This is a genomic window from Hymenobacter sp. 15J16-1T3B, assembly GCF_020711235.1.
GTDB lineage: Bacteria > Bacteroidota > Bacteroidia > Cytophagales > Hymenobacteraceae > Solirubrum.
Map to the genome: position 1 here is coordinate 282,212 of NZ_JAJFAV010000004.1, position 25,511 is coordinate 307,722.

The following is a 25,511-nucleotide window of genomic DNA, read 5'->3' on the forward strand; positions in this document are numbered from 1 at the left end:
CTTCGGCGCTGGTAATCAATAAAAAACGCGTTCCGGAGGCGGGCCCTGCGCCGGACGTGTACATCAGGGCCAACTGCAATATCATGGCAGAAGTAGTAGACAACTTCGATTGGGACAACGTCGGAGCCAACAGCTTCGGTGGCATCTACTCGAAAGAGGAGCGCGCCCGTCTCGAAGAAATGTACGCCGGCACCCTGACCACCGTCGAGGAGGAGCAGGTTGTGAAAGGCACGGTCGTTTCGGTCAATGACCGCGACGTAATCGTGAACATCGGTTTCAAATCGGACGGTCTGGTTCCGCGCTCGGAATTCCGCGACCTGGCCGAGCTGAAGCCCGGTGATGAAGTAGAAGTCTTCATCGAAGACCAGGAAGATGCCAACGGCCAGCTGATCCTCTCGCGCAAGAAAGCGAAGATCAAGCAGGCTTGGAAGGCCATCTACGACGCCCTGGAGAACGACACCATCCTGGAAGGTGTGGTTAAGCGTCGCACCAAAGGCGGTCTGATCATGGAGCTGGACGGCGTAGAAGCCTTCCTGCCCGGCTCGCAGATCGACGTGAAGCCCATCCGCGACTTCGACATCTACGTGGGTCGTCGCATGGAAGTGAAAGTGGTGAAAATCAACGCCGCTTTCGACAACGTGGTTGTTTCGCACAAAGTCCTCATCGAGAAGGACCTGGAGAAGCAGCGCGAAGCCATCCTCAACAACCTGGAGAAAGGCCAGATTCTCGAGGGCGTTATCAAGAACATGACCAACTTCGGCGTGTTCATCGACCTCGGCGGCGTGGACGGCCTGCTGCACATCACCGACATCTCGTGGGGCCGCATCGCTCACCCGAGCGAGGTACTGCAGCTCGACCAGAAGCTGAACGTGGTAGTGCTGGACTTCGACGAAGCCAAGAAGCGTATCTCGCTGGGCCTGAAGCAGCTGACCCCGCACCCGTGGGATTCGCTGCCGCAAGACCTGCAGCCCGGCTCCAAAGTGCAGGGTCGCATCGTGAACGTAGCCGACTACGGCGCGTTCATGGAGATTGTACCCGGCGTTGAGGGCCTGATCCACGTATCGGAAATGTCGTGGAGCCAGCACCTGCGCAACCCGCAGGACTTCATCAAGCAGGGCGACGTAGTAGAGGCTCAGATCCTGACCCTCGACCGCGAAGACCGTAAGATGAGCCTGGGCATCAAGCAGCTGACCGAAGACCCCTGGACCCGCGCTGACTTCGGTTCGAAGTACGCTGTGGGCACCAAGCACAACGGTCTGGTGCGCAACCTGACCAACTTCGGCCTGTTCGTAGAACTGGAAGAAGGCGTAGACGGCCTCGTGCACGTATCGGACCTGTCGTGGACCAAGAAGGTGAAGCACCCCTCCGAAATGGTGAAGGTGGGCGACCGTCTGGACGTGGTAGTGCTCGAACTGGACGTAGCCAACCGTCGTCTGGCCCTGGGCCACAAGCAGCTGGAAGAAAACCCATGGGATACCTTCCAGACGGTGTTTACCCCCGGCTCGACCCACAAGGCGACCATCACCGAGAAAACCGACCGCGGTGCGGTGCTCGAGCTGCCCTACGGCATCGAAGGCTTCGCATACCCCAAGTCGCTGGCCAAAGCCGACGGCTCGTCGCCGGAAGTTGGTGAGTCGCTGGACTTCCGCGTAGTGGAATTCTCGAAGGACGACCGTCGCATCGTGCTGTCGCACACCGCTACCTACGGTGCCGGCCAGCAGGAAGAAGACAGCCGCATGGCCAAGTTCACCAAGAAGAAGCCCGCCGGCGGCAACGCTGGTGCTTCGGCCCAAGGTGAAGGCAAAGCTGCTGACCTGAAGAAAGCCGAGAAGTCGACCCTGGGTGACCTGGACGCGCTGAGCGCCCTGCGTGACCGGATGATGGGCAACGAGCGTGAGGCCGCTGAGCAGAAGCTGAGCACCCCCGCCGCCAAGCCGGCCAAAGCTGAAGCCGCTCCCGCCGAGGAAGCTGCTCCCGCTGAAGGTGGTCTGCTGAGCACCATCGCCGACGCCGCTTCGGCCGTCGTTGACAAAGCCAAGGAAGTTGCCGGTGACGTTATCGACACCGTGAAGCACCTGGGCTCGTCGGACGAAAACGCTGACGACAAGAAAGACAACGCGTAATTGCTGCGTCTGCCTTGCGTAGGCTAGAAGAAGCCCCCGGCCGCGAGGTCGGGGGCTTTTTTGTGGTCCTGGGGCTCATTTTTTCCCGCACGAAACCAACGGCTTACCCGCGCCGCGGGCAAAACCGGGCGTTTTAGTTTGGGAAACGCGCAAGATGCCGTATGTTTGCGGCCCTAAGGACCACTATGGTGACGTGACCGAGTGGCTAGGTAGAGGTCTGCAAAACCTCCTACAGCGGTTCGAATCCGCTCGTCACCTCCACTGAAAAGCCCCCGCAGCAGCTACTGCGGGGGCTTTTTCATGTTGGGCAGTTGGGGAAGTTGTCGGCAGTAGTCTACTGCGCCGTGAGCCACTCGGCGGCCGGCACGGCATCGGTGAAGTAATGGAAGGCGAGGGGGCTCTGCAGGGCGCTGCCCACCGCCCGGGCCGCCACGGCCGCCCCGGGCAACTCGCTTTCCACGATGGCGCAGCGGGTGTAGCCCGCCGTGCTGATGGCGGCCGGAATCCAGTGCTCGGCAATCCAGCGCTGGGCGTCGGCGGGCAGCGGCTGGCGGCGGCGCTGGTCGGTGAGCAGCTTGCCGGTGTGGTAATGCTGCAGGGCGTGAAGCGTGTGCGCGTACAGGGCGCGCAAAGCCTCTTCTTCGATGGGTACATCGGTCCACTGCAGGCACACGTAGCCGTTGGCGTGGTACGAGACGGTGGCTAGGCTGTTGTGAAAGTAAACGGAAGCGGGTGTGGTGGGCATCGGGTAAGCGAGTAGGCACGGCACATACGCACGAGTCCGGCATTCCGTTGGCGCCCAACTGGATTCGGGGCGGGCAAGGGGATGAACGGCCGGGGCGTACTTGCAAAACAATGCAAATAGCGCAAATTATCCAGGCCCCGGCGCGCCGCAAACGCGCTACACGCAACGCGCCCCGACCGTGAGGGCCGGGGCCCGCGACACTATTCAGTTGCATTCACTCAGGGGTGCTTCATAGGCAGGGCTATTTGGTGCGGCGGATGTAGATGTCGCCTTGTAGGGACTTAAGCAGGATTTCGGCGCCGCCGCCGTTGAGTTTGCCGTAAGTCCACTCGTCCACGTTGAGGCGGTACATGCCGTCGGTGTTGCGGCTGGTTTTGGCCTGCTTTTGCTCGGTCACCAGCTCAAAGTCGCTGTACACCTCGCCGAAATCCGACTTGAGCTTGAGCGAGGCCTTGGTTTTGGCCGGCAGCGAGAGGTCGACTTTGCCGTTGACGGTGGAAAAGGCCATGGGGGCGCCGGCCGTCACGTCGCGGAAGCTGGCGGTGATGGGGCCGTTGACGGTGTTGGCCACCGCCGAGCCGGCCACCTGCGTGAGGGCAATGCCGCCGTTGACGTTGTTGATTTCCAGCTCGCCGTCGACGTTGCTGACGCTGATGTCGCCGTCTTGCACGGTGGCCACGCGCAGGGAAAAGCGCTGCGGCACTTTGATGGTCAGGTTCACGGTGCGGTTGCCGGGCGGCGCCTTCACGTACACGTGGTTGTCTTTTTCCTCGACGGACAAGTCCAGGTTCGAGCCCGTGTCGACGCGGCGCAGGCCTTCGGGGGCCGGGCCGCGGGACGGCCGCCGGGTACCGCCCTCGGCTTCGATCAGCACGTCCTTGCCGTTGTAGCCGGTCACGTTGATGGAGCCGCCGATCAGCCGCACGTGCAGCACGCCGGGCTTGCCGGGGGCGCTCAGGGCGACGGTGAGTTGCTCGTTGGCGGCGCTTTTCGACTGGGCCCGGGCGGGGCCGGGCCCGCTGAGCAGGGCCAGCAGCAGCAGGGTGGAACAGAGGCTGGCGCGGGGAATCAAGGAAAGGGGTGGAGCAGAACGCTTCATCGGGGTTGCTGTTTGATGGTCACGTCGCCGTTGAGGGTTTCGAAGCGGAAATCCTTGCCGCCCTTGCCCAGGCGCACGACCCGGTCTTTGGAGAGTTTGTATTTGGTGCCGCCGGCCGCCGCCTGCTGGGTTTGGCTGACCTGCACGGGGCGCAGTTCGGCCTCCGGAAAGTCGGTGTACAGCTCGCCGTGCATACTCTTGAAGTGCACGTCGGCAGCCACGTCGCGCGGGTAGGTCACGTTGAGCTGTCCGTTGATGGTATTATAGGAGCAAGGACCCGTCGGGCTGCTGGTGTAAGTGGCGTCCACGCTGCCGTTGACGGTGCGGGCCGTGGTGGTGCCGCGCACGTTCAGCAGGCTGATGGAGCCGTTCACGTTGTAGGCCTCGAGCTTGCTGCCCGTCACGTCCTGCACCAGCACCTTGCCGTCGGTGACGGTGGCCACGTGCAGGTTCATGGCCGCGGGCACTTTGATGACGAAGTCGAACTGGAAGTTGTAACCGGGGTCTTCGCGCCGCTCGTTGCGGTTGTTGCGGCCGCGGTTAGGGCGCGAGTCGTGGGGCCCGGCCAAGTACACGACGACGCTGTCGTTGCGCTGCAGAAAGCCGAGCACGGCTTCCCGCTTGCCGGTTTCCAGCGTCTGCGCCGATTCGGCCCGGATGGTTTTGGTGGCTTCCACCACCACTTCGTTGCCGCTGTAGCCCTGCACCGTCACCGCGCCGATGATGTTGTACACGGCCAGGGTGCTGCGGGCCGCGTCGCCGCTCAAGCGGAATTGCTTGCTGATTTTTTCCTCGGCGCGCAGGGGGTTGTCGGTGCGGCTTTGGGCTTGGCACTGGGTGCTACATGCTAAGCTCAGCAGGATGAGCAGGGCGGGCAAGAAAGAACGTTTCATGGGTTTGGGCGTCGGAGGAGAGGGACTTGATGCTTTCCTGAATTTTGGTCTTGACGGCCTCGTTGAGGTCGGGCTGGCGCAGCAGGCGGCGCAGCGGCTGCACCGAGCGTTTTTCCTGCAGCTGCACCATCACGTCGGCCAGGGCCGACTGCACCAGCGGCGAATCCTGCTGGGCCAGGGAGCGGACCAGCCCCTGGCGCACGGCCGGCTCGTTGGGGGCCAGCTGGGCCAGGGCTTCGAGGGTGGCCAGGCGCACGTTCACGTTGTCGTCGTGGTTGAGCGTACCCAGCAGGGCTTCCACCACCTTGGGGTTGGCCTGCCTGAGCTCCTTGGTGTAGCCCACCGCCCGCAGCCGCTCGGTGGCCGAGGGCGCGTCGATAAGCGAGAGCAGCAGCACCTGGCGCATGTCCTGCACCTGCTGGGTGAGCTGGGCCAGCTCCTGCTGGCTGCCCGTGGCCGGCGCCGCCGGCTGCGGCCGCGACATCCAGTAGCCGCCGGCAATGCCCACGAGCAGCAGGCAGAGGTTGTAGGCTACCCGGGCCGCAAACTGCGGCGTGAGCCAGTTTTGCAGCCAGCTCCGGGCCTGGGCCAGCCACACCCGGGCCGGGGAGGGCTTGGCGGCTTGCTTAAACTCGCCGAGCATGGCGTAGAAGGCGGGCCGGAGCTGCTCACTGGGCTCGGGCGTGGGCACTTTCCCCAGCGTAAGCCACAGCTGCCGGGTGCTTTCCAGCTCGGCCTGGCAGTCGGGGCAGTGGGCGAGGTGGGCATCCAGCACCAGCTGCTCGGGCGGACTGAGCTCGTGGTGCAGGTAATCGAGCAATTGCTCTTGGGCTTGTTCGCAACGCATGGCTTCCCGTCAGTTTTCGATTTTCAGATACATGGCCTTCAGCTCGTGCATGGCGCGGTGCACGCGCACCTTCACGGCGCCTTCGGATACGTCGAGCACGCGGGCTATTTCGGCGTACTTCAGTTCCTGAAACCGGCTCAGCAGCAGCACCTCGCGGTGGTCCTCGCTGAGGCGGGCCAGGGCCCGGTGCAGGGTAGCCACCTCCTGCTCCTGCTGCAGCCGCTCATCGGCCCCGGGGCCGCCGGGGATGGTTTCGGCCAGCGAGGCCACGTCGTGGTGGCGGCTGGCGTGGCGGTTTTGCTTCAGGTGGTCGGCCAGCACGTTGCGCGCCAAATGGTACATCCAGGTGCGGAACTCGCCTTCCCCGGTGTAGGTGTGCCGGTACTTGAGCATGCGGTAGAATACCGTCTGCACCAGGTCTTCACTGGCCTCGGCCCGGCCCAGCATGTGGTAGAGGAACTGGAACAGCTTGCGGTGGTACCGCTCGAACAATAGGCCCATCCGGTCCACTTCCCCGGCCTTGACCCGGAGCATGAGCGCGTTATCCGTAAGCGTATCCAAGGCGAGGCAGCAGGGTGGGAGGGTGGCTTTCTGGATGTGGACACCGCCCTTCGCGGCGAAGGTTACAGCCCGCCCGAAAATTATTTTTTCAGCGGCCGTCCCCGCGCATCCCGCCGCCGTTTGGCGGCCGTCATCTTGGCCGCGTGGCTAGGCCTGCTTTCCGCGGCGGCGGGCGCTGCGCCGGTTACCAAATTGGTTACCACGGGCCGCGGAACCCCACTGGGTGGCAAGCAGAGGCCATAAAACGCATAAAGCCCCGACTCAGGGAGTTGGGGCTTTGGGCAAACCTAGCGTGCCGGCTCGTGCCGGACAGCCAGACCTACGAAGCGCAAGTCGGTCTTGGATTTCGGGGCTGAAAATTTTTTCGGGAACGAAGCCCGGGGCCAAACGGAAAAAAGCCGCAACCCAAGGGGCGGCGGCTTTTCTCCTTATTCCAAACAAGGTGCTTTTCAGCACCCTGTCCCCATAACCACGCGCAAACCCGATAAGTGCCTGAACAACTGGCAGTAATTGAGGGAGCTTTTGCATATTTTGAGGGAGTTGGGTCGTTCGGACCAGTGAGGCGGGCGAAAAGAACGGGTAAGCTCGGCCGTAAGCACAGCCGCTATTAGGCTTATTGGCGCGCAGCGCCTAATTTGAAGCGGGGTCGGTAAAACCGGCCCGAAACACGCCGGAAAGGCCGTTTTTGCTGCTCTCGGCTATATCCTTCGCGCTGCCCGGTCCGTAGAAGCGGGCACTTATTTCCTCCCTCTCCTCAACACCACCCCCTTGTATGAAAATCGTTGACCTGCGCACCATGCGCGGCCCGAGCTACTGGTCCGTCAAGCACCGCAAACTCATCGTGCTGAAGCTGGACCTGGAAGAATTGGCCGGCACTTGGAGCAATGCCGTGAAAGGCTTGCCGGCGCGCCTGCTCAAGCTGCTGCCCGGCCTGGAACAGCCCCGCAGCTCTAACCCGCGCGAACAAGCCAAACACCCGCCCCTGACCCTGGAACAACTCACCGACGGGGAACCGTGGGGCCACGTCGTGCAGCAGGTCGCCATCGAGTTGCAGCGCCTGGCCGGCATGCCGCTGAGCTGGGGCAAATCGCGCCCGGCCCACGAGGAAGGGCAGGAAATCGTGCTGTTTGAGTATCAGGAGGAGCGCGCCGGCCGCGTGGCCGCCGAAGCCGCCGTGAACCTGCTCAACGCCCTGCTGCGCAAAGACAAGTACGACCTCAAGGCCATTGTCGACGAGCTGCACGAAATCCGGGAAGAGGAATTCTTCGGCCCGAGCACCTGGAGCATCGTGGCGGAAGCGGCCTCGCGCGGCATTCCCTACATTCAGCTGGAGGGTTCCAACATCATTCAGCTGGGCTACGGCGTAAACCAGAAACGCATCTGGGCCACCACCTCGTCGAATACCTCGCACGCGGCGGTGGAAATTGCCGGCAACAAGAACCGCACGAAGCGCATGCTGCGCAACGCCGGCGTGCCCGTGCCCCGCGGCACCACGGTGTACTCAATAGAAGGCCTCAAGGACGCGGTGGAGGAGCTGGGCTACCCCATCGTGACCAAGCCGCTCGACGGCAACCACGGCAAGGGCGCCACCATCAACATCGCAACCTGGAAAGAGGCGCAGGCCGGCTTCAAGGCGGCGCAGGTGTACTCGCGCGCAGTTATCGTGGAGCAGTTCATCGAGGGCTTCGACTTCCGCCTGCTCGTCATCAACGGCAAGCTGGTGGCCGCCGCCAAGCGCACCCCGGCCGCCGTAACCGGCGACGGAAAGCGCACCATTCAGGAGCTCATCGACGAGGTGAACAAGGACCCGCGCCGGGGTGTGGGCCACGAAAAGGTGCTCACCCAGATCAAAATCGACAAGCACAGCCAGCAAATTCTCAAGGCCCGCGAGCTGACGCCCAAGTCGGTGCTGCCCGAGGGCGAGGTGCTCTACCTCAAGAGCACGGCCAACATCAGCACCGGCGGCACGGCCTCCGACGTAACCGACCTGGTGCACCCCTACAACGTGCTCATGGCCGAGCGCGTGGCCGGCACCGTCGGCCTCGACATCTGCGGCATCGACGTGCTGACCACCGACATTGCCATTCCGCTCAACGAAACCCGCGGGGCCGTCATCGAGGTGAATGCCGCGCCGGGCTTCCGCATGCACATTTCGCCGGCCGACGGGCTGCCGCGCAACGTGGCTGCCCCGGTGGTCGACATGCTGTTTCCGCAGGGCTCGACGGCGCGCATTCCCATCTTCGCCGTGACGGGCACCAACGGCAAAACCACCACCACGCTGCTGCTGGCGCACATTGTGGCCTCCAAGGGCTACAAAGTGGGCAACACCACCACCTCGGGCATCTACATCCAGGGCCGGCAGCTGCAGAGCGGCGACTGTACCGGGGCGCAGAGCGCAGAGTTTGTGCTGAAAGACCCGACGGTGAACTTCGCCGTGCTCGAAACCGCCCGCGGCGGCATGCTGCGCTCGGGCCTGGGCTTCCACTCCTGCGACGTGGCCGTGGTGACCAACGTGGCCGCCGACCACCTCGGGCTGAAAGACATTCACACCGTGGAGGAAATGGCCGAGGTGAAGGGCGTGCTGCCGCGCACCGTGCGCAAGGGCGGCTGGGCCGTGCTCAACGCCGACAACGACTACACCTACGCCATGCGCGAGCGGCTCGACTGCCAGGTCGCCCTCTTCAGCATGGACGACGACTCGCCCCGCATCCGGGAGCACGTGGAGGCCGGCGGGCTGGCCGCGGTGTACGAGGAAGGCTACCTGAGCATCTACCGCAACAGCTACAAGCTGCGCATCGACCGGGCCGTGGAGCTGCCGATTACCTTCGGTGGGCGGGCCCGCTTCAACATCGAAAATGCTCTGGCCGCCGCCCTGGCCGCCTACTGCTACGGCTTCGACAAGGACGACATCAAAACCGCCCTGCGCACCTTCGTGCCGTCGGCCACGCGCACGCCCGGGCGCATGAACATCTTCCGCTTCCCGAGCTTCGAAGTCATCGTCGACTACGCCCACAACACCCACGGCATCGAGAAATTCGCCGAGTTTCTGGAGGCCACGCCCGCCACGCACAAGGTGGGCATCGTGTCGGGCCTGGGCGACCGGCGCGAGCAGGACACCATCGACTACGCCCGCGTGGCCGGCCGCATTTTCGACGAGGTGGTGCTGCGTCAGGACCGCGACCTGCGCGGCAAAACCGCCGCCGAGCTGGAAGCCCTCATGCGCCAGGGCCTCGTCATTGATAAGCCCGACCTGCCTATCACCTACATCGAAAACGAGCCCGACGCCATCGACTACGTGCTGCAAACCGCCCGCGAAGGTTCGGTCATCACCATTTTCACCGAGGACATCAAAGCCACCATTGCCAAGCTGGAAGCCTTCGAAGCCAGCGTGCGGCAGCAGCAGCCCCAGCCCGCGTAGCGCCTCCCGCAGGAATTGGGTGCCTGCCAGTGGGCGCCATGCTCGCCGAAATGCAAAAAGCCCCGCCGGATGGTCCGGCGGGGCTTTTGCTTGCTTGAGTCAGCGGCTTGGTCGGCCACGGAGTCCGCGGTTTATTTCAGCGTGAAGGTGGTTTTGCCAATCAGGTAGCCGTCGGCGTACAGTTCCACGGTGTGCTGGCCGGTTTTGTACTCGGTGCCCTTGGCGTAGACGAATTGCACGCCCTGGCGGGTGTTGTCGTATACCAGTTCCTGCTTGGCGGTGTAGAACGCCTCGTTGCCGTCGATAAGGAAGGTGCCGCCGCCGGTGCTCAGGTTGTACAAAGCCGCGCCGTCGGGCTCCAGCAGGCGCATCATGATCTGCTTGGTTTCCTTCGGGGCCACGTCGTTTTGCGAGAGGTTGAAGGTCACTTTGATCTTCTCCACCTTCTTGGCCTTAAACTCGTTGTTGTCGTCGTCGTCCTCCTTGTTGCGGCGGTTGATGACGCCGATGCGGATGTTCTCGGCCCGCAGGCGCGAGGCAATGGCCACTTTCTCGCTCAGCTCCTGGTTGGTGCGCGCAATGGTGCCGATGGTGTCGGTGAGTTTGTTCTGCCGCTCCTTGAGGGTTTGCGTCTCGGTGAACAGCATCTCGTTGTCCTTCTTCAGCTGGGCAATTTCGTCGTCCTTCTGGCGCAGCTGCCGCTCGAAGTTCTGGGCGCGCTGCTGAAAGCGCTTCTGATCGGCCACCGAGAAGGAGCTGGCGCGGAAGGAGCGCAGCTTGAGCAGGTCGGCGTTGACGGAGGCAATTTTGGCTTCCAGCGAGTCATTGGCCAGGCCCATGCTCTGCAGCTCCTGGCTCTGGCGCTCAAAATCGGCCTTCAGTGTTTCGTACTGCTTGATCTGTTCCTCCAGCTTGGTGTCTTTGACCTTGATGTCGGCGGCCAGCTGTTCGTTCTGCTTCGTCTTCTGCTGGTTCATGTAGAAGAGGATGCCGTTGATGCCGACAAGCACGAGCACCAACGCCGCCAGCAGCAGCCAGCGGTTGTTATTGCGGCGTTCGGGAGCTTGTTGTTGTTCCATAAGCGGGGGAAAAGTGAATGAAGCCGGGCCGGTCCGAGGTGCGGCCACAACGTTACCTTTACGCCAAAAATACACGGATTAGTTAGGCGAGCAACTTTACGAGCCCGCGCCGCGCGGTTTTCCCTATGCCCGAATCCAATTTCGACGCCGCCTACTGGGCCGCCCGCTACGCCACCGGCCAGGACCAGTGGGACGCCGGCCGCATCACCGAGCCGCTGCGCGCCTACTTCGCCCAGCTCGGCCCGCCCGACGCGCGCCGCATCCTCATTCCCGGCGCCGGCCGCGCCTACGAGGCTGAGTACCTGCACCAAGCCGGCTGGCCCCAGGTCTTCGTGGCCGACTTCGCCGCCGAGCCTCTGCAGGCCCTGCAGCGGCGCGTGCCCGGCTTCCCCGCCGCCCACTTGCTGCAGGCCGACTTCTTCGCCCTGACCGGTGAGTTCGACCTTATCGTGGAGCAGACGTTTTTTTGCGCCCTCGACCCGGCGTTGCGCCCCGCCTACGCCCGCAAGTGCGCCGAGCTGCTGCGCCCCGGCGGCAAGCTCGTCGGCCTGCTGTTCGACGGCCCGGTGGGCCCCGGCGACGGGCCGCCCTTCGGCGGCACCCGCGCGGAATACCGCCAGCTGTTAACCCCGTACTTCGACTTTCTGCACTTCGAGCCGGCCCACAATTCCATCAAGCCGCGGCAGGGGCGGGAGCTGTTCGTCAGCCTGCGGCGCAAGTAGAGCGCAGCTCTGCTTCGCGCAACCGTGGTGAACCCAGACAGCAATGCGGCGGTGGAGCGTAGTTAAGTGTCGCGGCGCGCTACTATTCCTGGCACTTCCCGACCTTTGCCCGGCGCTTCTTCCAACCGCGCCCGATTCCCATGATTGACACGCTCGCCCAAGCCCTGCCGCACTTCCGCAACACCAACTCCGGTCAGTTCTTCCTGATGGCCGGGCCCTGCGTCATCGAGGGCGAAGACATGGCCCTGCGCATTGCCGAGCAGGTGCGCCGCCTCACCGACCGCCTGCAGATTCCCTACGTCTTCAAGGGCTCCTACCGCAAGGCCAACCGCTCCCGCATCGATTCCTTCACCGGCATCGGCGACGAGACGGCGCTGAAGATTCTGCAGAAAGTCGGCCGCGAAATCGGCGTGCCCACGGTCACGGACATCCACGAGTCGAGCGAAGCCGCGCTGGCCGCCGAGTACGTCGACGTGCTGCAGATTCCGGCCTTCCTGTGCCGGCAAACGGAGCTGCTCGTCGCCGCCGCCGAAACCGGCAAGGTGGTCAACATCAAAAAGGGCCAGTTTCTCTCGGGCGAGGCCATGGGCTTTGCCGTCGACAAGGTGAAGCAATCGGGCAACCCCCACGTCATCCTCACCGACCGCGGCAATAGCTTCGGCTACACCGATCTGGTGGTCGATTTCCTGAATATCCCGGCCATGCAGCGCTTCGGCGTGCCGGTGGTGATGGACGTGACGCACTCCCTGCAGCAACCCAACCAGAGCAGCGGCGTCACCGGCGGCAAACCCGAAATGATCCAGACCATTGCCAGCGCCGCCATTGCCGCCGGCGCCGACGGCCTCTTCATCGAAACACACCCGACGCCTGCCACCGCCAAATCGGACGGCGCCAACATGCTGCAGCTCGACCGCCTCGAAAAGCTGCTGGAGCGTCTCACCCGCATCCGCGAAGCCGTGCGCTAGGCGTTGGCCGTTTGCATGCAACGGCTCACCTGGTAGTCATGGCGAGGACGAAGCAATCGGTCCTGTACAAAGAGCCAACCGTAAAATGAGCACCGCCCGAAGCTGGTAACTCCAGTTTCGGGCGGCTTCTTTTTTAGCAGGTGCTTCTCGTACCGTTGTGCCGTGAGAGGAAGGACTGCCGCGCTTCGCTCGCAATGACGGCCAGTGAGCCGTTATTACACGCCCAGCCCGCGGCCTTCGATGCGCAGCGTGAAGTGCTGCTTGGGCGCATTGTTGCGAAAGAACACCAACCCGATAAAGAACAGGTCTACGGTCGTAGTCACGGCCGGGTGGGCTTTGATGGCCTCCCAGGCCTGCTCCATTTCAGCGGACCAGTGAATATCGTCGAACACGAACACCGACTCCTCGGTGGCGTAGGGCAGGCACTGCTCCAGGTAGCGCAGCGTGGGCTCGTAGCGGTGGTTACCGTCGAAAAAGGCGAAGTCTACGGGCTGCGCAAGCTGGGCCAGGGCGGCGGGCAAGGTGTGGTCGAAGTTGCCTTCGATCAGCTCCACGTTCTGCAGGTTCAGCTTCTCGAAGGTTTCGCGCGCCACGGCGGCCGTTTCGGGGCAGCCTTCGAAGGTGAGCACGCGGGCTTGCGCGGAGGCAGCGGCCAAATAAGCCGTGGTCAGGCCCAGGGAGGTGCCCAACTCCAGTACGGTGCGCGGGCGGCGGTAGTTCACCAGTCGGAACAAGAGCTGCGCCAGCCGGGCAGGCTTGGCCGCGTGCCGGGCGACGTCGCGCACGGCCCGCTCGCGGCCGGCGCCCGTCTGGGAGCCCGCGCCGTAGTCGGTGATGCGCAGGTGGCGCTGGTCGGCCCGCAGCGCATCGCGGCGGGCCTCGATATTATCGAAGGCGTAGAACTCGCCGGTGTGGCAGATGACGTCGAGGTAGAGGGAAAAAACAAACGGGGAATGCAGCCCGTGTGCATTCCCCGAGCGAAGCCAGTAGCGGAAGTAGCGCAGTGCTTGCTGAAGCAAGGGAAATCGGTGGTTAAACGGCGGAATGGTTAAATGGCGGATTGCTCTGGCATCGTCAGAACAATCCGCCATTTAACCATTCCGCCGTTTGGCCAGGGGGCCAGTTAATTCAGTCGGAACGGTACCACGAGGGTAAACTCGGGAATTTCGACTTCAAAGGTACGGCCGTCGGCCACGCGCTCCATCAGGTAGGTGCCGCGCATCTTGCCGATGCCGGTCTTCAGGTTGCAGCCCGACACGTACTGGTGGGCGTCGCCGGGTTCCAGGGTAGGTTGCTGGCCCACCACGCCTTCCCCCTCCACCTCGCGCACCACACCGTTGGCGTCGTAGATGTGCCAGTGGCGGCGCAGCAGCTTCACGGTGTACTCGCTGTGGTTGCGAATGTCGATTTTATAGGCAAACACGAAGTGCTCCTGCTGGGGGCTGGAATACTCCGACAAATAGTTGGTCGAGACGCTGACGGTGACGCCCTGGGTGGTTGTTGAGTTCATGGCGCGGGAATGACAACAGGTGTGAATGGAGCTAACAGCAGCCTTTCAGATTTGGTTTACGTACGCTCCTCGGCTACGTTTGGCCCGCCGAACCGCATTCCGTCACCCCAAGAGGCATGAGTGTAAAGATAGAAGAAAGCTGGCGCAAGGTGCTACAGCCCGAGTTTGAAAAGCCCTATTTTCAGGAGCTTATTGCGTTTGTCAAGCAGGAGTACGCTACCCAAACGGTGTATCCGGCCGGCAACCAGATTTTCCACGCCTTCGACGCGGCGCCCTTCGACCGGGTGAAAGTCGTCATCCTGGGCCAAGACCCCTACCACGGCAAGGGGCAGGCGCACGGCCTCGCGTTTTCGGTGCAGCACGGCGTGCGCACGCCCCCCTCGCTCATCAATATCTTCAAGGAGCTGGAGGACGACCTGGGCACCCCGCGTCCGCCCGACGGCAACCTGGACCGTTGGGCCGAGCAGGGCGTGCTGCTGCTCAACGCCACTCTGACGGTGCGCGCCGCCACCGCCGGCTCGCACCAGAAACGGGGCTGGGAGGAGTTTACTGACGCCGTCATCCGCAAGATTTCCGAGCAGAAGGAGCACGTGGTATTCATTCTCTGGGGCGCCTACGCCCAGAAGAAGGCCGAGCTTATCGACCAGCGCAAGCACCTCGTGCTCAAAGCCGCTCACCCCTCGCCCTACGCCGCCGACAAAGGCTTCTTCGGCTCCCGCCCCTTCAGCAAGACGAATAAGTACCTGCAGGAGCACGGCGAGGCCCCGATTCAGTGGTAGTCAACTGGCGTTGCAGGCTGCAGCGGTTCACCTAGCAGTCATTGCGAGGAGGCACGACGACGCAATCCTTCTTCTCGCGGCACAAACGGCCCAACTGGTACAACCCCAAAACAGCCCCGCCCGAAACTGGAGTTACCGGTTTCGGGCGGGGCTGTTTTGGGGTTGTGCTACTGGAGGAACGATTGCCGCGCTTCGCTCGCAATGACTGCTAGTGAGCCGCTGCTTTCGGACTTAGTTAATCGTGTTGAAAATGCGGTTCCAGCGGATTTTGCCGCCCACGCCACCGTTCGGGTCCACCGACATCCAGATCAGCACCGCCTTGCCCACCACGTGGTCCTCGGGCACGAAGCCCCAGTAGCGCGAGTCGAGCGAGTTGTGGCGGTTGTCGCCCATCATGAAGTAGTAGTTCTGCTTGAAGGTGTAGCTGGTCAGCGGCTTGCCGTCCTGCAGAATCTGGCCCACGCCCAGCGAGATGTTGTCGTTGTGCTCGTAGCGCAGGATGATCTTCTCGTAAATCGGAATGTTTTGGGCCGTGAGCTGCACGGTCTGGCCTTTCTTGGGCACGGGCAGCGGGCCGTAGTTGTCGCGGTTCCAGTTCACCACTTGCGCCGGGGCCGAATGGGGGTAGTCGGGGTTGTTCGGGAAAATGTCGATTTCAACCTTGCCGGGCTCCGCCGTTTCGCGCTCCAAGCTGCGCACGTAGGATTGCTGCTTGAAGAAGGCGGCCGTGGTAGCCGTCATGTCCACCAGGTAGGTGGGCGTCGGAAACATCGGGTTGGGCGTCGGAATGCCCTCCGCGTCGTTGTAGCTCACCACGCCGTGCTCCCGGAACGCCATCTTCAACTCGTCGTCGGGCTGCGGAATGTCCAGGCGGTAGCTGGTTTGCGACTCGGCCGGCGTCTGCTGAATCTGCCCGTTGATGAACACCTGCTGGTTTTTGATTTCCAGCACGTCGCCGGCCACGGCCACGCAACGCTTGATGTAGTTGGTGCGCAAGTCGGCCGGGTGCTGGTCCTCGAAGGGCACGTTGAACACCACCACGTCGCCGCGCTTGATTTCGGAGAAACCCGGCAGACGGAACGAGGGCAGCTGAATCAGGTCGGAGTAGCTCTTGATGCCCGTGCCCCACAGCGTCTGGTGCGTCAGCGGCACCTGCAGCGGCGTTTGGGGGGTGCGCGGCCCGTAGTGCAGCTTGCTCACAAACAGGTAGTCGCCCACCAGCAGGGAGTGCTCCATGGAGGGCGTCGGGATGGTGTACGCCTCAAAGGTGGCCCAGCGGATGAGCGTGGCGGCCACCACCGCGAAGAGGATGGCGTCGCCCCACTCGCGCCAGAAGCCTTTGGGTTTGGTCGGCTGCTCGGCCGGCTTTTTCTTCCAGAAAGTAACTGCCATCAGGCTGTCGGGGTGGTTAGGTGATTGGGTAAGTAGGTGATTAAGAAAGCGGCAATCCAGAAAGTTCAGGGCGAGCCGAACGCGGGCCGGAAGCACGACGGCCCAAGGCCGCCCGTAACCACCAAGCCCAAACCTACTCACCTAATTTCTTAATCACCTAATCACGCATTAAAGTCCGAGCAAATCCTTCATGCCGAACACGCCCTGCTTGCCGGGCAGCCACTCGGCGGCCAGCACCGCGCCGTGGGCGAAGCCTTCCCGCGAGAGGGCCTCGTGCTTGAGCTCCAGCACGTCGACCGGCGAAGAGTAGGTGACGACGTGCGTGCCCACCGTTTCGGCCAAGCGCTCCGAGATGATGGCTAGCTCGTCCGGCGCTTGGGCCGGGTCGTTGCGCCATCTTTTCTTTTCGGGGTAGTGGCGCATGATGCCTTCGGCCGTGGTCAGAGCCGTGCCGCTGGGCTGGTCTACCTTGTGCACGTGGTGGATTTCGCGCACCTGCACGTCGTAGCCGCCGAACTGGTGCATTTTGGCCGCGATGTACTCGTTGAAGTGAAAAAACAGGTTGACGCCCACGCTGTAGTTGGACGCGTAGAACAGGGCGCCGCCCTTCTCCTGGGCCAGCGCCCGGGCCTCGCCGAAGTGGTGCAGCCAGCCCGTGGAGCCGCACACCACCGGCAACCCCTGGCGCAGGCAGGCCTGCACGTTGGCAAAGGCCGCGTCGGGGTGGGTGAATTCGATGGCCACGTCGGCGTTGTGCGGGCCGAACTGGTCCAGCTGCACGTCGGGGCGCGAGGGGTCAATGATACCGGCAATCTGGTGCCCGCGGCTCAGGGCGAGGGCTTCAATGGCCCGGCCCATTTTGCCGTAGCCAATCAAAAGAATGTTCATGGTTGCTAGAAGCGACGCGGCGCGACGGGTTTCGTCGCCAAGCGCGGGGTAAAGGTAAAAGCCAGGCCGACTGCCGGGCTACCCGGTATCGGGAGGGCGTAGGGTTGCACGTTCAGCGACAGGTTGTCACTCACGTCAAAGTCGTGCAAGTGCCCGTCCACCAAGGCGTCGAGAATCTGCGCGCCGTAGGCCAGGCCGATGTAGGCGAAAAACACGTCGCGGTTGGTGCGGTAAAAGTTTAGCGCATTGGCCTGCTGGGCGTCGCCGGCGGCATCCTGCGAGTACTGTTTGGAGTGGTCACCGGTATCAATGGCGCGCGGGTCCTCGGCCGGGTCGATGCCGCTTTGGCGCAGGCGGCGGGCATCGATGCCCGCCTTGAACTCTTTGTAGCGCTTCCAGTAGAACACCTCGCCGTAGACGGTGCCGCCCAGCGCCGCGTATACCAGCGGCAGCTTCCAGTACTTGTGGTTGTATACCTGACCGGCGCCCGGGAGCATGGCGGCCAGCAGCACGGCCTTCTGCGGGCGCGTCACGCGCATCCACAGCAGGCGCTGGTTGCGGCGCAGCGAGTCGGCCACGGTCGGGCCGGCTTGCACTTTCACTGAGTCGGGGCCGGCCGTAACGGTCTGGGCCTGCGCTGCCGGGACAGTCAGACAAAACAGCCCCACTGCCGGTAGCAATGGGGCCATTCGAAGCCAACTAAATCTTGGGTTGCTCATAATTGCTCCCCACAACGCTGCTTACGCCGGTTGCAGTATGCTGATGATGCGGTGCATGTCTTCGGCCGAGTCGAAGCTGATGCGAATCTCGCCCCGTCCCTGCGCCGTAGGTTTCACTTGTACGCGCGAACCAAACCGGTCGGACAGGTGCCGTTCGGCCCGCTTGATTTCGGCCACCGGCACCAACGGCGCGTCCGTGGCCGGCGTGTCGGCGTTTTTGGCCGCCGGGGCCGATACGCCTTGGCGCACCAGCTGCTCCACGCGGCGCACCGACATTTCCTCCGTCACGATGCGGCGGAAGAGGTTCAGCTGCGCCGCCGCGTCGTCGACGCTGAGCAGGGCGCGGGCGTGGCCCATGCTGATGACGCTGTCGCGCAGCCCGATCTGAATATCGGGCGGCAGCTTGAGCAGGCGCAGGTAGTTGGTGACGGTCGAGCGGTTTTTGCCCACTCGGTCGCCCAGCTCTTCCTGCTTGAGGTTGCACTCGCTCACCAGGCGCTGGTAGCTGAGGGCAATTTCAATGGCGTTGAGGTTTTCGCGCTGAATATTCTCGATCAGCGCCATTTCCAGCATCTGCTGGTCGTCGGCCTTGCGGATGTACGCCGGAATGGCTTCCAGGCCCGCCAGGCGCGAGGCCTGCAGGCGACGCTCGCCCGAAATCAGCTGGTAAGCCGCCGGGCCGGTCTGGCGCACCGTGACGGGCTGTATGATGCCCTGCACCTTGATACTCTCGGCCAGTTCCTGCAGCGCCTCCTGGTCGAAGTGCGTGCGGGGCTGGTAGGGGTTGGCCTCGATCTGGTCGGTCGGAATCAGCCCGACGGAATTGGCGGGGTGGGGCACCAGGCCCAGCCGCTCGCTCTTCTTCTCGTAGCTGCCTTCGATGAGGGCATTCAACCCGCGACCCAGGCCACCCACGCGGCGCTTGGCCAACGGCGTCGGGGTGGTTTTCTCTTCGTGCTTCTCTGACATACTCACTCTGAGGTCCATCGGCCAATCACCAGCCGACGTGAAATCAAAAATAGCAGAATCGACCGTGAAACTTCCGATTAATTTTGTGGAACGTTGGGGTACTGCGTTGTTAATTTATTATTTATCAATATTTTATTCGTGGAACATTTTCTCGTGGGCACCCTGAACGAGCTGCTTGGTTGCGGCAGGACGATTCGCGTTGTAGCACCTGAAAGCCCACTGGTCGGGCTGGCCCCGCCGCCCTGGTGGCTCACAGCTGCTCGCGTACCAAGGTTAGCACGCGCTCCATCTCGCGGCGGATGACGCTGGTTTCGGCCAGGTGGTTGTTGTTCATGAAACTCACGGCCAACAACCGGCCCGAACGGGTGCGCAGGTAGCCGCAGAGGTTGTGGTTGTTGGTAAGGGTGCCGGTTTTGCCCCAGAACCACAGGCCTTTCGGGTCGCGGTAGGCGCGTTTGAGCGTGCCCTGCCGGCCGCCCGCCGCCAGCAGGTCGAACAAGCGGGCCTCGGGCACCAGCTTGTGGAGCTCTAACAGGAGGGCCACTTGGTTGCGCGGGGTGGTCAGGTTTTGGCGCGAGAGGCCCGAGCCGTCGACCCAGGCCACCGAATCGGGCAGGGGGCGCAGCCAGCCCTGCTGGCGCACGTATTTCATCGTCCGCGCCACGCTCAGCGTGTCGTGGCCGAGCTGGGCCGAGCAGAGCAGCAAGGTTTGCTCGGCCAGGAAATTGTCGCTGACGCGGATGCAGCGGCGCAGCAAAGAGTCGACGTTCAGGCCGTAATACGTCTTGGCCGTTTCGCCGGGGAGCAAGCGCCAGCGCACGGGCTGCACGTCGCGCTTCAGGGTGTCGCGCAGCAGCGTGAGCAGCAGGTTGCGGTCGGTGCGGAAGGGCACTTCGTCGACCCAGGCCCGCGGCGCCGGGAACCAGGTGTAGCGGTTGGCTTCCAGTTCGCGGCGCACGTGGTCGGGGCTGGTGGCAGCGGCGGGCGCTTTTTGGGTGGCCGCCGCAAACCACGCCGGGCGGACGGCTACGGTGTTCTGGCCGGGGCGGCGGTAATAAAAGCGCACGGTGTGGCCGTAGATGGGAAAAGGGCCGCGCTCGGGCTGGAAATAATAGGGATAATCGTCCCAGCTCCAGCCCGGGCCGAGCTTGGCATCGGCCATCGGGGTTTCGGCGTAGCCAAGCCGACCGGGCCAGCGGCGCAGCAGCGCGTAGGCGCGGGTGCTGGGCACGTCGCCGTGGAGAAAGGTCGGGTCGGCGGTGCCCCGAAACAGCAGGGTGTCGCCGTGCACCACGTAGCGCAGGGCCGGCACCGAATCGGGCAAAATGCGCAGCGCCGCGTAGAGCGTGAGCATTTTCTGGGTGCTGGCCGGGGTGAAGTACTTGTCGGCGTGCCAGGCGGCCAGGACTTCGCCGGTGGCCACGTCGCTGAGCTGCAGGCCGGCGTGGTGCTGGCGCAATACGGGCGAGTTGTCCAGCTCGCGCAGTAGCCAATCGGTGGGCGCGGCGGGCAGGGCCGGGGGCGCGGCGGGCGGCGTAATCTGGGCCGGAGCAACGGACGCACAACCAGCCCAGCCAAGGAGAAGCAACAAGAAACGGCGCATGGGGCGCCTAAGCTACGGCGAATGGCGCGGCAATACGCGGGATGCGCAAGAATCCCGCGTATTGCCGCGCCATCAAGCTTGACTGGGGCTGGTTAGCGCAGCAGTTCGTTGCGCCGCAGGGCGCGGTTGTAGTCGGATTCCTTGGCTTTGCGACGGGCAAACAACGGGGCGCGGGCCTTGGCCTTAGGCGCTTTCCGCACTTTGGCGTTGCTGGCTTCTGGCTGGGTTTTACCCGGTTCGTCGGGGAGAGAACCAGCGTTAACAGGGGCATTGGTGCCCATTAGCGCTAGCAATAGCAGGGTAACAAGTTTCATACGCAACGGGACTAGGATTAGGAAGGGGTTGATAAGAGCCAGCTCAGCGCAACAGCAACTGGACAGGATTGCTGTATACGAGCTTCTAATTGTTGTGATGCAATTATGCGTTAAATATTTTCTTATTAAAAGTATATAATAACTAAATGCGTAGCCCAGCGTGCTTGCTAGGCTGCGCTGTAGTGGAGCTAAGGGAGTTGGGTGGCGCTTAGGGCAGGCGCGTGACGGTCACGCCCTGGCGCAGGGTGTTGTGCACTTCCGCCACGCGGTCCGTGTGGGCCAGTAGTTCTTCCAGGTCGGCGGCCGGCGCGTCGGCTTCAACTTGGGCGCGGTAGCAAAAACCAGTGCCGGGCTGGCCTTCAGCTCCAAATTCGGCGCTGCATTCTACGGCTACGCTCTTCAGAGCAAGTCCCCGCCGGGCCGCTTCGCGGTACAGATCGTTGCAGAAGCAAGTAGCTAGGGCTAGCAACAACAATTCGCCTCCGTTTACTGCGCCACCCTGCCCGGTTGGTTTGGGCGGCAGCGGCAGGATTTGGACCGTGGCATTGGTTTGCACCGCCGTTTCGAAGTGGTCGGCGCTGCTGTGGATGCGGGCGTGGATGTGCATAAACGGAGCCGTAAGTAGCGGTTAGCAAGCGCTTTAAGTTAAGCAGTGCCGAGTGGCTTACGTAGGGCGCTGCCCCTGCCGCCGCAAGCCCGACGCTGGACTGACAGCGTCGGGCTTGCGGCGGCAGGAGTTGCCGGTTCCTGCGCCAAGCAGATTGCGCGGGCTGTTGGCTGGGCAGGACTAGCAAGCGCAAAAGGCTCTCAGAAGCTGCTCCCGTGGTTCGGACTCAGACCCGGAGCCAGCCGCGGAAGCCGCGGGCGGCGTAGTACGACGGCGCCCCGTTGTGGTACACGAACACGCGGCCGTAGCGGTGGTCGCCGAACAAGGCGCCGCCGAGCTGGCGCACGGCGGGGGGCGTCAGTAGCCAGCTGGATGTTTTTAAGTCGAACTGGCCTAAGCGCTGCAGCGCGCGGTACTGCTCCTCGTTGAGCAGCTCGATGCCCATTGCCGCGGCCAGGTCGAGGGCGTTGGCGGCCGGCTTGGGGTCCTTCCTCGATTCCTGTGCTTCCCGGTCGTAGCAGACGCTGCGGCGGCCCTGGGGGCTTTCCGCTGCGCAATCGAAGAACAGGTACTCACCCGTCTGCTCGTCGCGGCCGACTACGTCCGGCTCGCCGCCGGTGCGTTCCATCTCGTGCAGCGACCAGAGCTTGCCGGGGCTGGCCTCCAGGTTGGTCAGCACGCCGGCCCATTCCAGGCCAGGGTGGCGGTGCGGGTGCTTCGCGAAGCGGGCTTGCAGTGCGCCAAGCAACTCCTGGCGTTGCGCGGGAGCCAATGCAGTTTCGGTTTGGGGAAACATAATGCGCGGATAGGGGAGGGGGCAGGTCGGTTGGCCTGGGGCAAGTACGCTTTCTGGCGCCACAAAACCCGCACGCCGGCGCGAGCAACAAATCATCCAGCTCGGCGTCCGGCGTGCGGGGAGGTAGCAAAAAGCCCCGGCCGGTAACGGCCGGGGCTGCTAAGGCTGGCGGGAGCGGCCGGGGCTTAGTGCTGCAGCACGGTTTCTTCCGCCGTAACGGGGTCGATGATTTCTTTGACTTCGCTTACGGCGTTGGCTGGAAACCCGCCTTGGCGGGCATGCTCGCGGATGTGCGCCTCGTCGGGCGCGATGTACACGCAGTAGATTTTGTCGGCCGTGACGTAGCTGTGCAGCCACTGGATTTCGGGGCCCATGTTGCGCAGCACGTTGCAGGAAGTTTGGGAAATACCTTTCAGCTGCTCGGCGGTCAATTGACCGGCGCCGGGAATTTCCCGCTCGATGACATATTTCGGCATGGCTTCAGAAGTAGCTTTTTCCCTACTCGTATGGCTTTTCGGCGCGCCCCGTTTTTGTTCTGGTCGCTGGACTCCAGTAGATATATCAAAGTACTATTATTTATAATTTAAATCAAGTAAATGGCTTGGCGCAAAGCGCTTGGGGCAAGGCTATCCAAGCGGCTTTACACGTCGAGCAGCCGGCGGTGGTAGTTGATCTGGCCGAGGTGGTAGGTGAGGTGGGTGGTCAGGTGCGTCAGCAGAAATTCGGTGGAAGTGGGGTGCTCCAGGACCAACACGGGGTACTCCTGCTGCAGCGCCGCCGGCGGCAGGCTCGCCAGCGTGGTAGTCACGACCTGCAGCGTCGCGTCGATGCCCAGCAGCAATTCCGGGCGGGGCACACCGCGTTGGGAAAACTCCAGCTCCCGGTTGCGCACGTAGCCCGTGTGGCCCAGCTCCCGCCCGATGTAGGTATTGAGGTTGCCCAGCAGGTGCAGGCACAGGTTGCCGGCCGAGTTGGCAATGGCGCCCGTTGTGCGCCACAGGATTTCCTCGCGGCGGTACAGCTCGATTTCCCGGCGCAGGCGCAGCAGGTCGCGGCGGAACAAGGTCGATAACGTATCAGTGCTCATGGGAGTCCAGGAAAAAAGTACCGGCCAGCACCGTCACGGCCTGCCCGTAAATGGCCACGCCGTCGGGCAGCAGCTCGGTACGCATGTGCCCCGTGCGCGCCGACGACTGAAACGCCCGCAACTGCGGCTGCTGCAGCCGTTCGGCCCAGTACTTGGTCAGGAAGGTTTGCACGCCGCCCGTCACGGGGTCCTCGTTGGTGCCGGCCTAGGGCCAGAAGTAGCGGTAATGAAAATCGTAGGCAGGCGTATCGGAGCGGGCCGTCACCAGCACGCCGTTGATGCCCTCGTAGGCGCGCAGCAAGGCCGCAAAATCCGGCTGCAAGCGGGCCAACGCGGCTGCGCTGTCGATTTCGAGCAGGATGATCTTGTTGCGCGGGCTGTAGCGCGTGTTCAGGCAGTCCGTCAGCCCCAGCGCCTGTAACAGGGCATGGGGTACGCCGAGGGGCTCGGTTTCGTACACCGGAAAGCGCAGGCGGATGCTGCCGTCCTCCTCCTGCGCGCACGCCAGCTCCACCCCGGCGGGATTGACGAACACTGCCCGCCGCAGGCCGGTAGCGTCGAAGGTGATTTTGGCCGCCGCCAGGGTCGCGTGCCCGCAAAGCGGAATTTCCTGCTTGGGCGTGAAAAACCGGATGTGGTACTGGGCATCCGCCCCGGCCGGCCGCACAAAGGCCGTTTCGGAAAAGCCAATTTCGGCGGCCACGCGCTGCATGGTCGCCGCACTCAATTCGTGCGCGGGCAGGCACACGGCGGCCGGGTTGCCCGCGAAGCGCGTGGTCGTGAAGGAGTCAACAAAATAGGTTTGCATGGCCCAAAGATGGGAATGGGCCGCGGGTGGTGCTGACCCGGGAGCAACCGGGCTGCCATTGCGCCCGGGCTACTTGACCGCCGTGGCTTCGATTTCGACCAGCAACTCAGGAAACACGAGGCGGTTCACACCGAGCAGGTTGACAACCGGCTTGGGGCTGGTGTTGGCCAGTTTGGCTTCGAGCAGGCCGTAGTGCTGAAACAACCGGTCGAAATCAACCGTGTAGACCGTCAGGCGGACCACGTGAGGCCAATCGTAGCGGCTCTGGTGCAGCACCGTTTCCAGGTTGGCAAGCGCCAGGCCGAGCTGAGCCGCCATATCGTCGGGGTGCAGAGGCTGGCCTTCGGCACTGATGGCGGCCTGCCCGGCGCAGTACAGCGTCTGCGTGCCGCCGCTCACGGCTACGGCCTGGGAAAAGCTGAAATTATCCTGCCATTGCCACGGATTTACTGCCTGCTTGTCCATGATTTTCGGGCTATTATCGGGTATGAATTGGTTGCCCGGTGGGGTAGCAGCCTTGCGCACTGGGAAGCCAGTTCAATACTACGACGCGGCAGCGGCAACTCCTGGCGGCAAACGGGCGCGGCACCGAAACCAGCAAGCACGGGGGCCGCTATGTCCGGCAGCGCGGGGGGGGCTAGGGCTTGATGACGAAAGCCCGTAGCTCGGCCATTTTTCCGTCGCGAAACCGCCACACGTCGCAGTACGCGTGCTCCACGGCGGCCCCGCTTGCGTCGGGCAAAGTGATGGTGCCCAGCGCTGTCACAAAGTCCTCCTCGGCAATCAGTCGTTCAACCCGAAACCGGGGCGGCTGCTGGTACGCCGTGGCCATCCACGCGCGCACGGCCTGCTTGCCCCGCAGCGTCTGCTCGCCCACGAAGGTCCACTCCGTATCGTCGGTGCAGTGCGCGAGGAAGCCTTCGGTGTCGCCGGTGGTAAGGGCGGCGTTGGCCTGTTCCAGCGTGGTTTTGTTGGCGGCAGCGGGCATAAACTAGTTGGCTAAGGTGGTAAGAACAGTACGCAAGACGGCCTGGAAAACAGCGGAACTGCATTGCCGGTTGCGGCTCGCCGATGATACAGTAGCGAGAGGGCGCCGCTACGGGCTCAGTTGATAATTTCCCCTTTGTTCTTGGCCAGCAGCTCACGCCAGTGTTGGATTTGCTCCGGCGTCTGCCGCAGCCAGTCGGTCAGCTCGCCAACGATGCGCAACGGCGCCTGGCTGCGGTAGGAGCGCGTTGGATTGCCCGGAAATTTCTTGTCCGTCACGTTCGGGTCGTTTTCAAAGCTGCCCGTCGGCTCCACAATGTACACCCGCTCGGGCCCCGGGCCTTGGGCCAGGGCCGCGGCCAAGCCCGCCCCGTTGGGCAAGGCCGTGAAGTAGATGTGGTTCATGACGATTTCGGGCTTGTAATTCGAGTTGAACCCAGCGGTCAGCAAGTCGCCAATTCGCAAATCGGCCCGGGTGCCGTGGTAGAAGGGGCCTTCGTCCAGCACGGTTGTGGGCGTAGGTGCGGTAGTCTCGTCTGCCATCTTTCAGGGTGGAAGTGTTCGTGATGGGGGCTGTGCGGAACGCGTACTGGTAGGATG

The 25,511-nt window shown here is 63.3% G+C and carries 26 protein-coding genes, 1 tRNA gene and 1 pseudogene; 6 read left to right on the forward strand and 22 right to left on the reverse strand.

Annotated elements, in window-relative coordinates:
* The first annotated feature begins 83 nt into the window (after positions 1–83).
* Positions 84–2,123: a 30S ribosomal protein S1 gene (gene rpsA / locus LJ737_RS09230; RefSeq protein ID WP_227764940.1), complete on the forward strand. Its 2,040-nt coding sequence runs from the start codon at positions 84–86 to the stop codon at positions 2,121–2,123.
* 187 nt (positions 2,124–2,310) lie between these two features.
* Positions 2,311–2,384: transfer RNA gene (locus LJ737_RS09235), tRNA-Cys, on the forward strand.
* Positions 2,385–2,457: 73 nt separating this feature from the next.
* Here LJ737_RS09235 and LJ737_RS09240 read toward each other — a convergent pair.
* From LJ737_RS09240 to LJ737_RS09260, 5 genes are all read right to left on the reverse strand, one after another.
* Positions 2,458–2,868 carry a hypothetical protein gene (locus LJ737_RS09240; RefSeq protein ID WP_227764943.1) on the reverse strand — a complete coding sequence of 137 codons (411 nt, stop codon included), beginning with the start codon at positions 2,866–2,868 and terminating at the stop codon, positions 2,458–2,460.
* A gap of 241 nt (positions 2,869–3,109) precedes the next feature.
* Complete coding sequence (locus tag LJ737_RS09245) at positions 3,110–3,967, reverse strand: DUF4097 family beta strand repeat-containing protein (RefSeq protein WP_227764945.1); 858 nt, start codon at positions 3,965–3,967, stop codon at positions 3,110–3,112.
* Positions 3,964–4,860, reverse strand: coding sequence for a DUF4097 family beta strand repeat-containing protein (locus LJ737_RS09250; RefSeq protein WP_227764947.1), 897 nt, complete (start codon positions 4,858–4,860; stop codon positions 3,964–3,966). The genes LJ737_RS09245 and LJ737_RS09250 overlap by 4 nt, the downstream gene beginning before the upstream one ends.
* Positions 4,808–5,707 (reverse strand): zf-HC2 domain-containing protein, encoded by a 900-nt coding sequence (locus LJ737_RS09255; protein ID WP_227764949.1) that lies wholly within the window; start codon positions 5,705–5,707, stop codon positions 4,808–4,810. Before LJ737_RS09255 ends, LJ737_RS09250 begins: the two co-directional genes overlap by 53 nt.
* A gap of 9 nt (positions 5,708–5,716) precedes the next feature.
* Complete coding sequence (locus LJ737_RS09260; RefSeq protein WP_227765263.1) at positions 5,717–6,241, reverse strand: RNA polymerase sigma factor; 525 nt, start codon at positions 6,239–6,241, stop codon at positions 5,717–5,719.
* A 799-nt stretch (positions 6,242–7,040) separates the two neighbouring features.
* On the opposite strand from LJ737_RS09260, the gene cphA reads away from it, so the two are divergent.
* Positions 7,041–9,686 (forward strand): cyanophycin synthetase, encoded by a 2,646-nt coding sequence (cphA, locus tag LJ737_RS09265; RefSeq protein ID WP_227764951.1) that lies wholly within the window; start codon positions 7,041–7,043, stop codon positions 9,684–9,686.
* Positions 9,687–9,817: 131 nt separating this feature from the next.
* Here cphA and LJ737_RS09270 read toward each other — a convergent pair whose 3' ends face one another.
* A complete protein-coding gene (locus LJ737_RS09270) occupies positions 9,818–10,765 on the reverse strand; it encodes a DUF8428 domain-containing protein (RefSeq protein WP_227764953.1) in 948 nt (315 codons plus the stop codon).
* Between the two features lie 125 nt (positions 10,766–10,890).
* Between LJ737_RS09270 and LJ737_RS09275 the strand changes: the two genes are divergently transcribed.
* Both LJ737_RS09275 and kdsA read left to right on the forward strand, forming a co-directional pair.
* Complete coding sequence (locus LJ737_RS09275) at positions 10,891–11,487, forward strand: methyltransferase domain-containing protein (RefSeq protein WP_227764955.1); 597 nt, start codon at positions 10,891–10,893, stop codon at positions 11,485–11,487.
* A 140-nt stretch (positions 11,488–11,627) separates the two neighbouring features.
* Positions 11,628–12,452: a 3-deoxy-8-phosphooctulonate synthase gene (kdsA, locus tag LJ737_RS09280; RefSeq protein ID WP_227764957.1), complete on the forward strand. Its 825-nt coding sequence runs from the start codon at positions 11,628–11,630 to the stop codon at positions 12,450–12,452.
* A gap of 215 nt (positions 12,453–12,667) precedes the next feature.
* On the opposite strand, the gene LJ737_RS09285 is transcribed toward kdsA, so the two are convergent.
* Positions 12,668–13,471: an O-methyltransferase gene (locus LJ737_RS09285; RefSeq protein WP_227764958.1), complete on the reverse strand. Its 804-nt coding sequence runs from the start codon at positions 13,469–13,471 to the stop codon at positions 12,668–12,670.
* Between the two features lie 104 nt (positions 13,472–13,575).
* Positions 13,576–13,962 (reverse strand): Co2+/Mg2+ efflux facilitator ApaG/CorD, encoded by a 387-nt coding sequence (gene apaG, locus LJ737_RS09290; RefSeq protein WP_227764961.1) that lies wholly within the window; start codon positions 13,960–13,962, stop codon positions 13,576–13,578.
* A gap of 116 nt (positions 13,963–14,078) precedes the next feature.
* Between apaG and LJ737_RS09295 the strand changes: the two genes are divergently transcribed.
* Positions 14,079–14,741 carry a uracil-DNA glycosylase gene (locus LJ737_RS09295; protein ID WP_227764963.1) on the forward strand — a complete coding sequence of 221 codons (663 nt, stop codon included), beginning with the start codon at positions 14,079–14,081 and terminating at the stop codon, positions 14,739–14,741.
* A 231-nt stretch (positions 14,742–14,972) separates the two neighbouring features.
* On the opposite strand, the gene lepB is transcribed toward LJ737_RS09295, so the two are convergent.
* The 14 genes and pseudogenes from lepB to arr all read right to left on the reverse strand — a co-directional run bounded on the left by lepB (position 14,973) and on the right by arr (position 25,454).
* Positions 14,973–16,133 carry a signal peptidase I gene (gene lepB / locus LJ737_RS09300; protein WP_227764966.1) on the reverse strand — a complete coding sequence of 387 codons (1,161 nt, stop codon included), beginning with the start codon at positions 16,131–16,133 and terminating at the stop codon, positions 14,973–14,975.
* Between the two features lie 168 nt (positions 16,134–16,301).
* The gene (dapB, locus tag LJ737_RS09305) at positions 16,302–17,021 is read right to left on the reverse strand and encodes a 4-hydroxy-tetrahydrodipicolinate reductase (protein WP_227764968.1); all 720 of its coding nucleotides are present in this window, start codon (positions 17,019–17,021) and stop codon (positions 16,302–16,304) included.
* 5 nt (positions 17,022–17,026) lie between these two features.
* Positions 17,027–17,710, reverse strand: a complete 684-nt coding sequence (locus LJ737_RS09310) for a DUF5683 domain-containing protein (RefSeq protein ID WP_227764969.1) — start codon at positions 17,708–17,710, stop codon at positions 17,027–17,029.
* 51 nt (positions 17,711–17,761) lie between these two features.
* Positions 17,762–18,709, reverse strand: a complete 948-nt coding sequence (locus tag LJ737_RS09315) for a ParB/RepB/Spo0J family partition protein (RefSeq protein ID WP_227764971.1) — start codon at positions 18,707–18,709, stop codon at positions 17,762–17,764.
* 250 nt (positions 18,710–18,959) lie between these two features.
* Positions 18,960–20,312 (reverse strand): D-alanyl-D-alanine carboxypeptidase, encoded by a 1,353-nt coding sequence (locus LJ737_RS09320; RefSeq protein WP_227764973.1) that lies wholly within the window; start codon positions 20,310–20,312, stop codon positions 18,960–18,962.
* Between the two features lie 92 nt (positions 20,313–20,404).
* Positions 20,405–20,626 (reverse strand): hypothetical protein, encoded by a 222-nt coding sequence (locus tag LJ737_RS09325; RefSeq protein ID WP_227764975.1) that lies wholly within the window; start codon positions 20,624–20,626, stop codon positions 20,405–20,407.
* A gap of 208 nt (positions 20,627–20,834) precedes the next feature.
* Positions 20,835–21,233: an OsmC family protein gene (locus LJ737_RS09330; RefSeq protein WP_227764977.1), complete on the reverse strand. Its 399-nt coding sequence runs from the start codon at positions 21,231–21,233 to the stop codon at positions 20,835–20,837.
* Between the two features lie 226 nt (positions 21,234–21,459).
* Positions 21,460–22,029 (reverse strand): DUF4256 domain-containing protein, encoded by a 570-nt coding sequence (locus tag LJ737_RS09335; RefSeq protein WP_227764979.1) that lies wholly within the window; start codon positions 22,027–22,029, stop codon positions 21,460–21,462.
* 185 nt (positions 22,030–22,214) lie between these two features.
* Entirely contained in the window at positions 22,215–22,505 is a 291-nt protein-coding gene (locus LJ737_RS09340; RefSeq protein WP_227764982.1) for a DUF4242 domain-containing protein, read from the reverse strand.
* A gap of 164 nt (positions 22,506–22,669) precedes the next feature.
* Complete coding sequence (locus LJ737_RS09345) at positions 22,670–23,116, reverse strand: DUF1572 family protein (protein WP_227764984.1); 447 nt, start codon at positions 23,114–23,116, stop codon at positions 22,670–22,672.
* Positions 23,106–23,924: pseudogene (locus LJ737_RS09350) on the reverse strand (PhzF family phenazine biosynthesis protein). Before LJ737_RS09350 ends, LJ737_RS09345 begins: the two are co-directional and overlap by 11 nt.
* Positions 23,925–23,993: 69 nt before the next feature.
* Positions 23,994–24,389 (reverse strand): RidA family protein, encoded by a 396-nt coding sequence (locus LJ737_RS09355; protein WP_227764986.1) that lies wholly within the window; start codon positions 24,387–24,389, stop codon positions 23,994–23,996.
* Positions 24,390–24,561: 172 nt separating this feature from the next.
* A complete protein-coding gene (locus LJ737_RS09360) occupies positions 24,562–24,912 on the reverse strand; it encodes a nuclear transport factor 2 family protein (RefSeq protein WP_227764988.1) in 351 nt (116 codons plus the stop codon).
* Between the two features lie 116 nt (positions 24,913–25,028).
* Positions 25,029–25,454 carry an NAD(+)--rifampin ADP-ribosyltransferase gene (arr, locus tag LJ737_RS09365; protein ID WP_227764990.1) on the reverse strand — a complete coding sequence of 142 codons (426 nt, stop codon included), beginning with the start codon at positions 25,452–25,454 and terminating at the stop codon, positions 25,029–25,031.
* Between the last annotated feature and the right edge of the window lie 57 nt (positions 25,455–25,511).

What these genes read in the sequence shown, in the direction of transcription:
- LJ737_RS09345 (WP_227764984.1), bottom strand. Translation starts at nt 23,116, where the DNA reads ATGAGCACTGATACGTTATCGACCTTGTTCCGCCGCGACCTGCTGCGC.
- rpsA (WP_227764940.1), top strand. Translation starts at nt 84, where the DNA reads ATGGCAGAAGTAGTAGACAACTTCGATTGGGACAACGTCGGAGCCAAC.
- LJ737_RS09310 (WP_227764969.1), bottom strand. Translation starts at nt 17,710, where the DNA reads ATGGCCCCATTGCTACCGGCAGTGGGGCTGTTTTGTCTGACTGTCCCG.
- LJ737_RS09270 (WP_227764953.1), bottom strand. Translation starts at nt 10,765, where the DNA reads ATGGAACAACAACAAGCTCCCGAACGCCGCAATAACAACCGCTGGCTG.
- dapB (WP_227764968.1), bottom strand. Translation starts at nt 17,021, where the DNA reads ATGAACATTCTTTTGATTGGCTACGGCAAAATGGGCCGGGCCATTGAA.
- LJ737_RS09330 (WP_227764977.1), bottom strand. Translation starts at nt 21,233, where the DNA reads ATGCACATCCACGCCCGCATCCACAGCAGCGCCGACCACTTCGAAACG.
- lepB (WP_227764966.1), bottom strand. Translation starts at nt 16,133, where the DNA reads ATGGCAGTTACTTTCTGGAAGAAAAAGCCGGCCGAGCAGCCGACCAAA.
- LJ737_RS09320 (WP_227764973.1), bottom strand. Translation starts at nt 20,312, where the DNA reads ATGCGCCGTTTCTTGTTGCTTCTCCTTGGCTGGGCTGGTTGTGCGTCC.
- LJ737_RS09340 (WP_227764982.1), bottom strand. Translation starts at nt 22,505, where the DNA reads ATGCCGAAATATGTCATCGAGCGGGAAATTCCCGGCGCCGGTCAATTG.
- cphA (WP_227764951.1), top strand. Translation starts at nt 7,041, where the DNA reads ATGAAAATCGTTGACCTGCGCACCATGCGCGGCCCGAGCTACTGGTCC.
- LJ737_RS09325 (WP_227764975.1), bottom strand. Translation starts at nt 20,626, where the DNA reads ATGAAACTTGTTACCCTGCTATTGCTAGCGCTAATGGGCACCAATGCC.
- LJ737_RS09275 (WP_227764955.1), top strand. Translation starts at nt 10,891, where the DNA reads ATGCCCGAATCCAATTTCGACGCCGCCTACTGGGCCGCCCGCTACGCC.
- LJ737_RS09240 (WP_227764943.1), bottom strand. Translation starts at nt 2,868, where the DNA reads ATGCCCACCACACCCGCTTCCGTTTACTTTCACAACAGCCTAGCCACC.
- kdsA (WP_227764957.1), top strand. Translation starts at nt 11,628, where the DNA reads ATGATTGACACGCTCGCCCAAGCCCTGCCGCACTTCCGCAACACCAAC.
- LJ737_RS09245 (WP_227764945.1), bottom strand. Translation starts at nt 3,967, where the DNA reads ATGAAGCGTTCTGCTCCACCCCTTTCCTTGATTCCCCGCGCCAGCCTC.
- LJ737_RS09260 (WP_227765263.1), bottom strand. Translation starts at nt 6,241, where the DNA reads ATGCTCCGGGTCAAGGCCGGGGAAGTGGACCGGATGGGCCTATTGTTC.
- LJ737_RS09335 (WP_227764979.1), bottom strand. Translation starts at nt 22,029, where the DNA reads ATGTTTCCCCAAACCGAAACTGCATTGGCTCCCGCGCAACGCCAGGAG.
- LJ737_RS09295 (WP_227764963.1), top strand. Translation starts at nt 14,079, where the DNA reads ATGAGTGTAAAGATAGAAGAAAGCTGGCGCAAGGTGCTACAGCCCGAG.
- arr (WP_227764990.1), bottom strand. Translation starts at nt 25,454, where the DNA reads ATGGCAGACGAGACTACCGCACCTACGCCCACAACCGTGCTGGACGAA.
- LJ737_RS09315 (WP_227764971.1), bottom strand. Translation starts at nt 18,709, where the DNA reads ATGTCAGAGAAGCACGAAGAGAAAACCACCCCGACGCCGTTGGCCAAG.
- LJ737_RS09255 (WP_227764949.1), bottom strand. Translation starts at nt 5,707, where the DNA reads ATGCGTTGCGAACAAGCCCAAGAGCAATTGCTCGATTACCTGCACCAC.
- LJ737_RS09360 (WP_227764988.1), bottom strand. Translation starts at nt 24,912, where the DNA reads ATGCCCGCTGCCGCCAACAAAACCACGCTGGAACAGGCCAACGCCGCC.
- LJ737_RS09250 (WP_227764947.1), bottom strand. Translation starts at nt 4,860, where the DNA reads ATGAAACGTTCTTTCTTGCCCGCCCTGCTCATCCTGCTGAGCTTAGCA.
- LJ737_RS09355 (WP_227764986.1), bottom strand. Translation starts at nt 24,389, where the DNA reads ATGGACAAGCAGGCAGTAAATCCGTGGCAATGGCAGGATAATTTCAGC.
- apaG (WP_227764961.1), bottom strand. Translation starts at nt 13,962, where the DNA reads ATGAACTCAACAACCACCCAGGGCGTCACCGTCAGCGTCTCGACCAAC.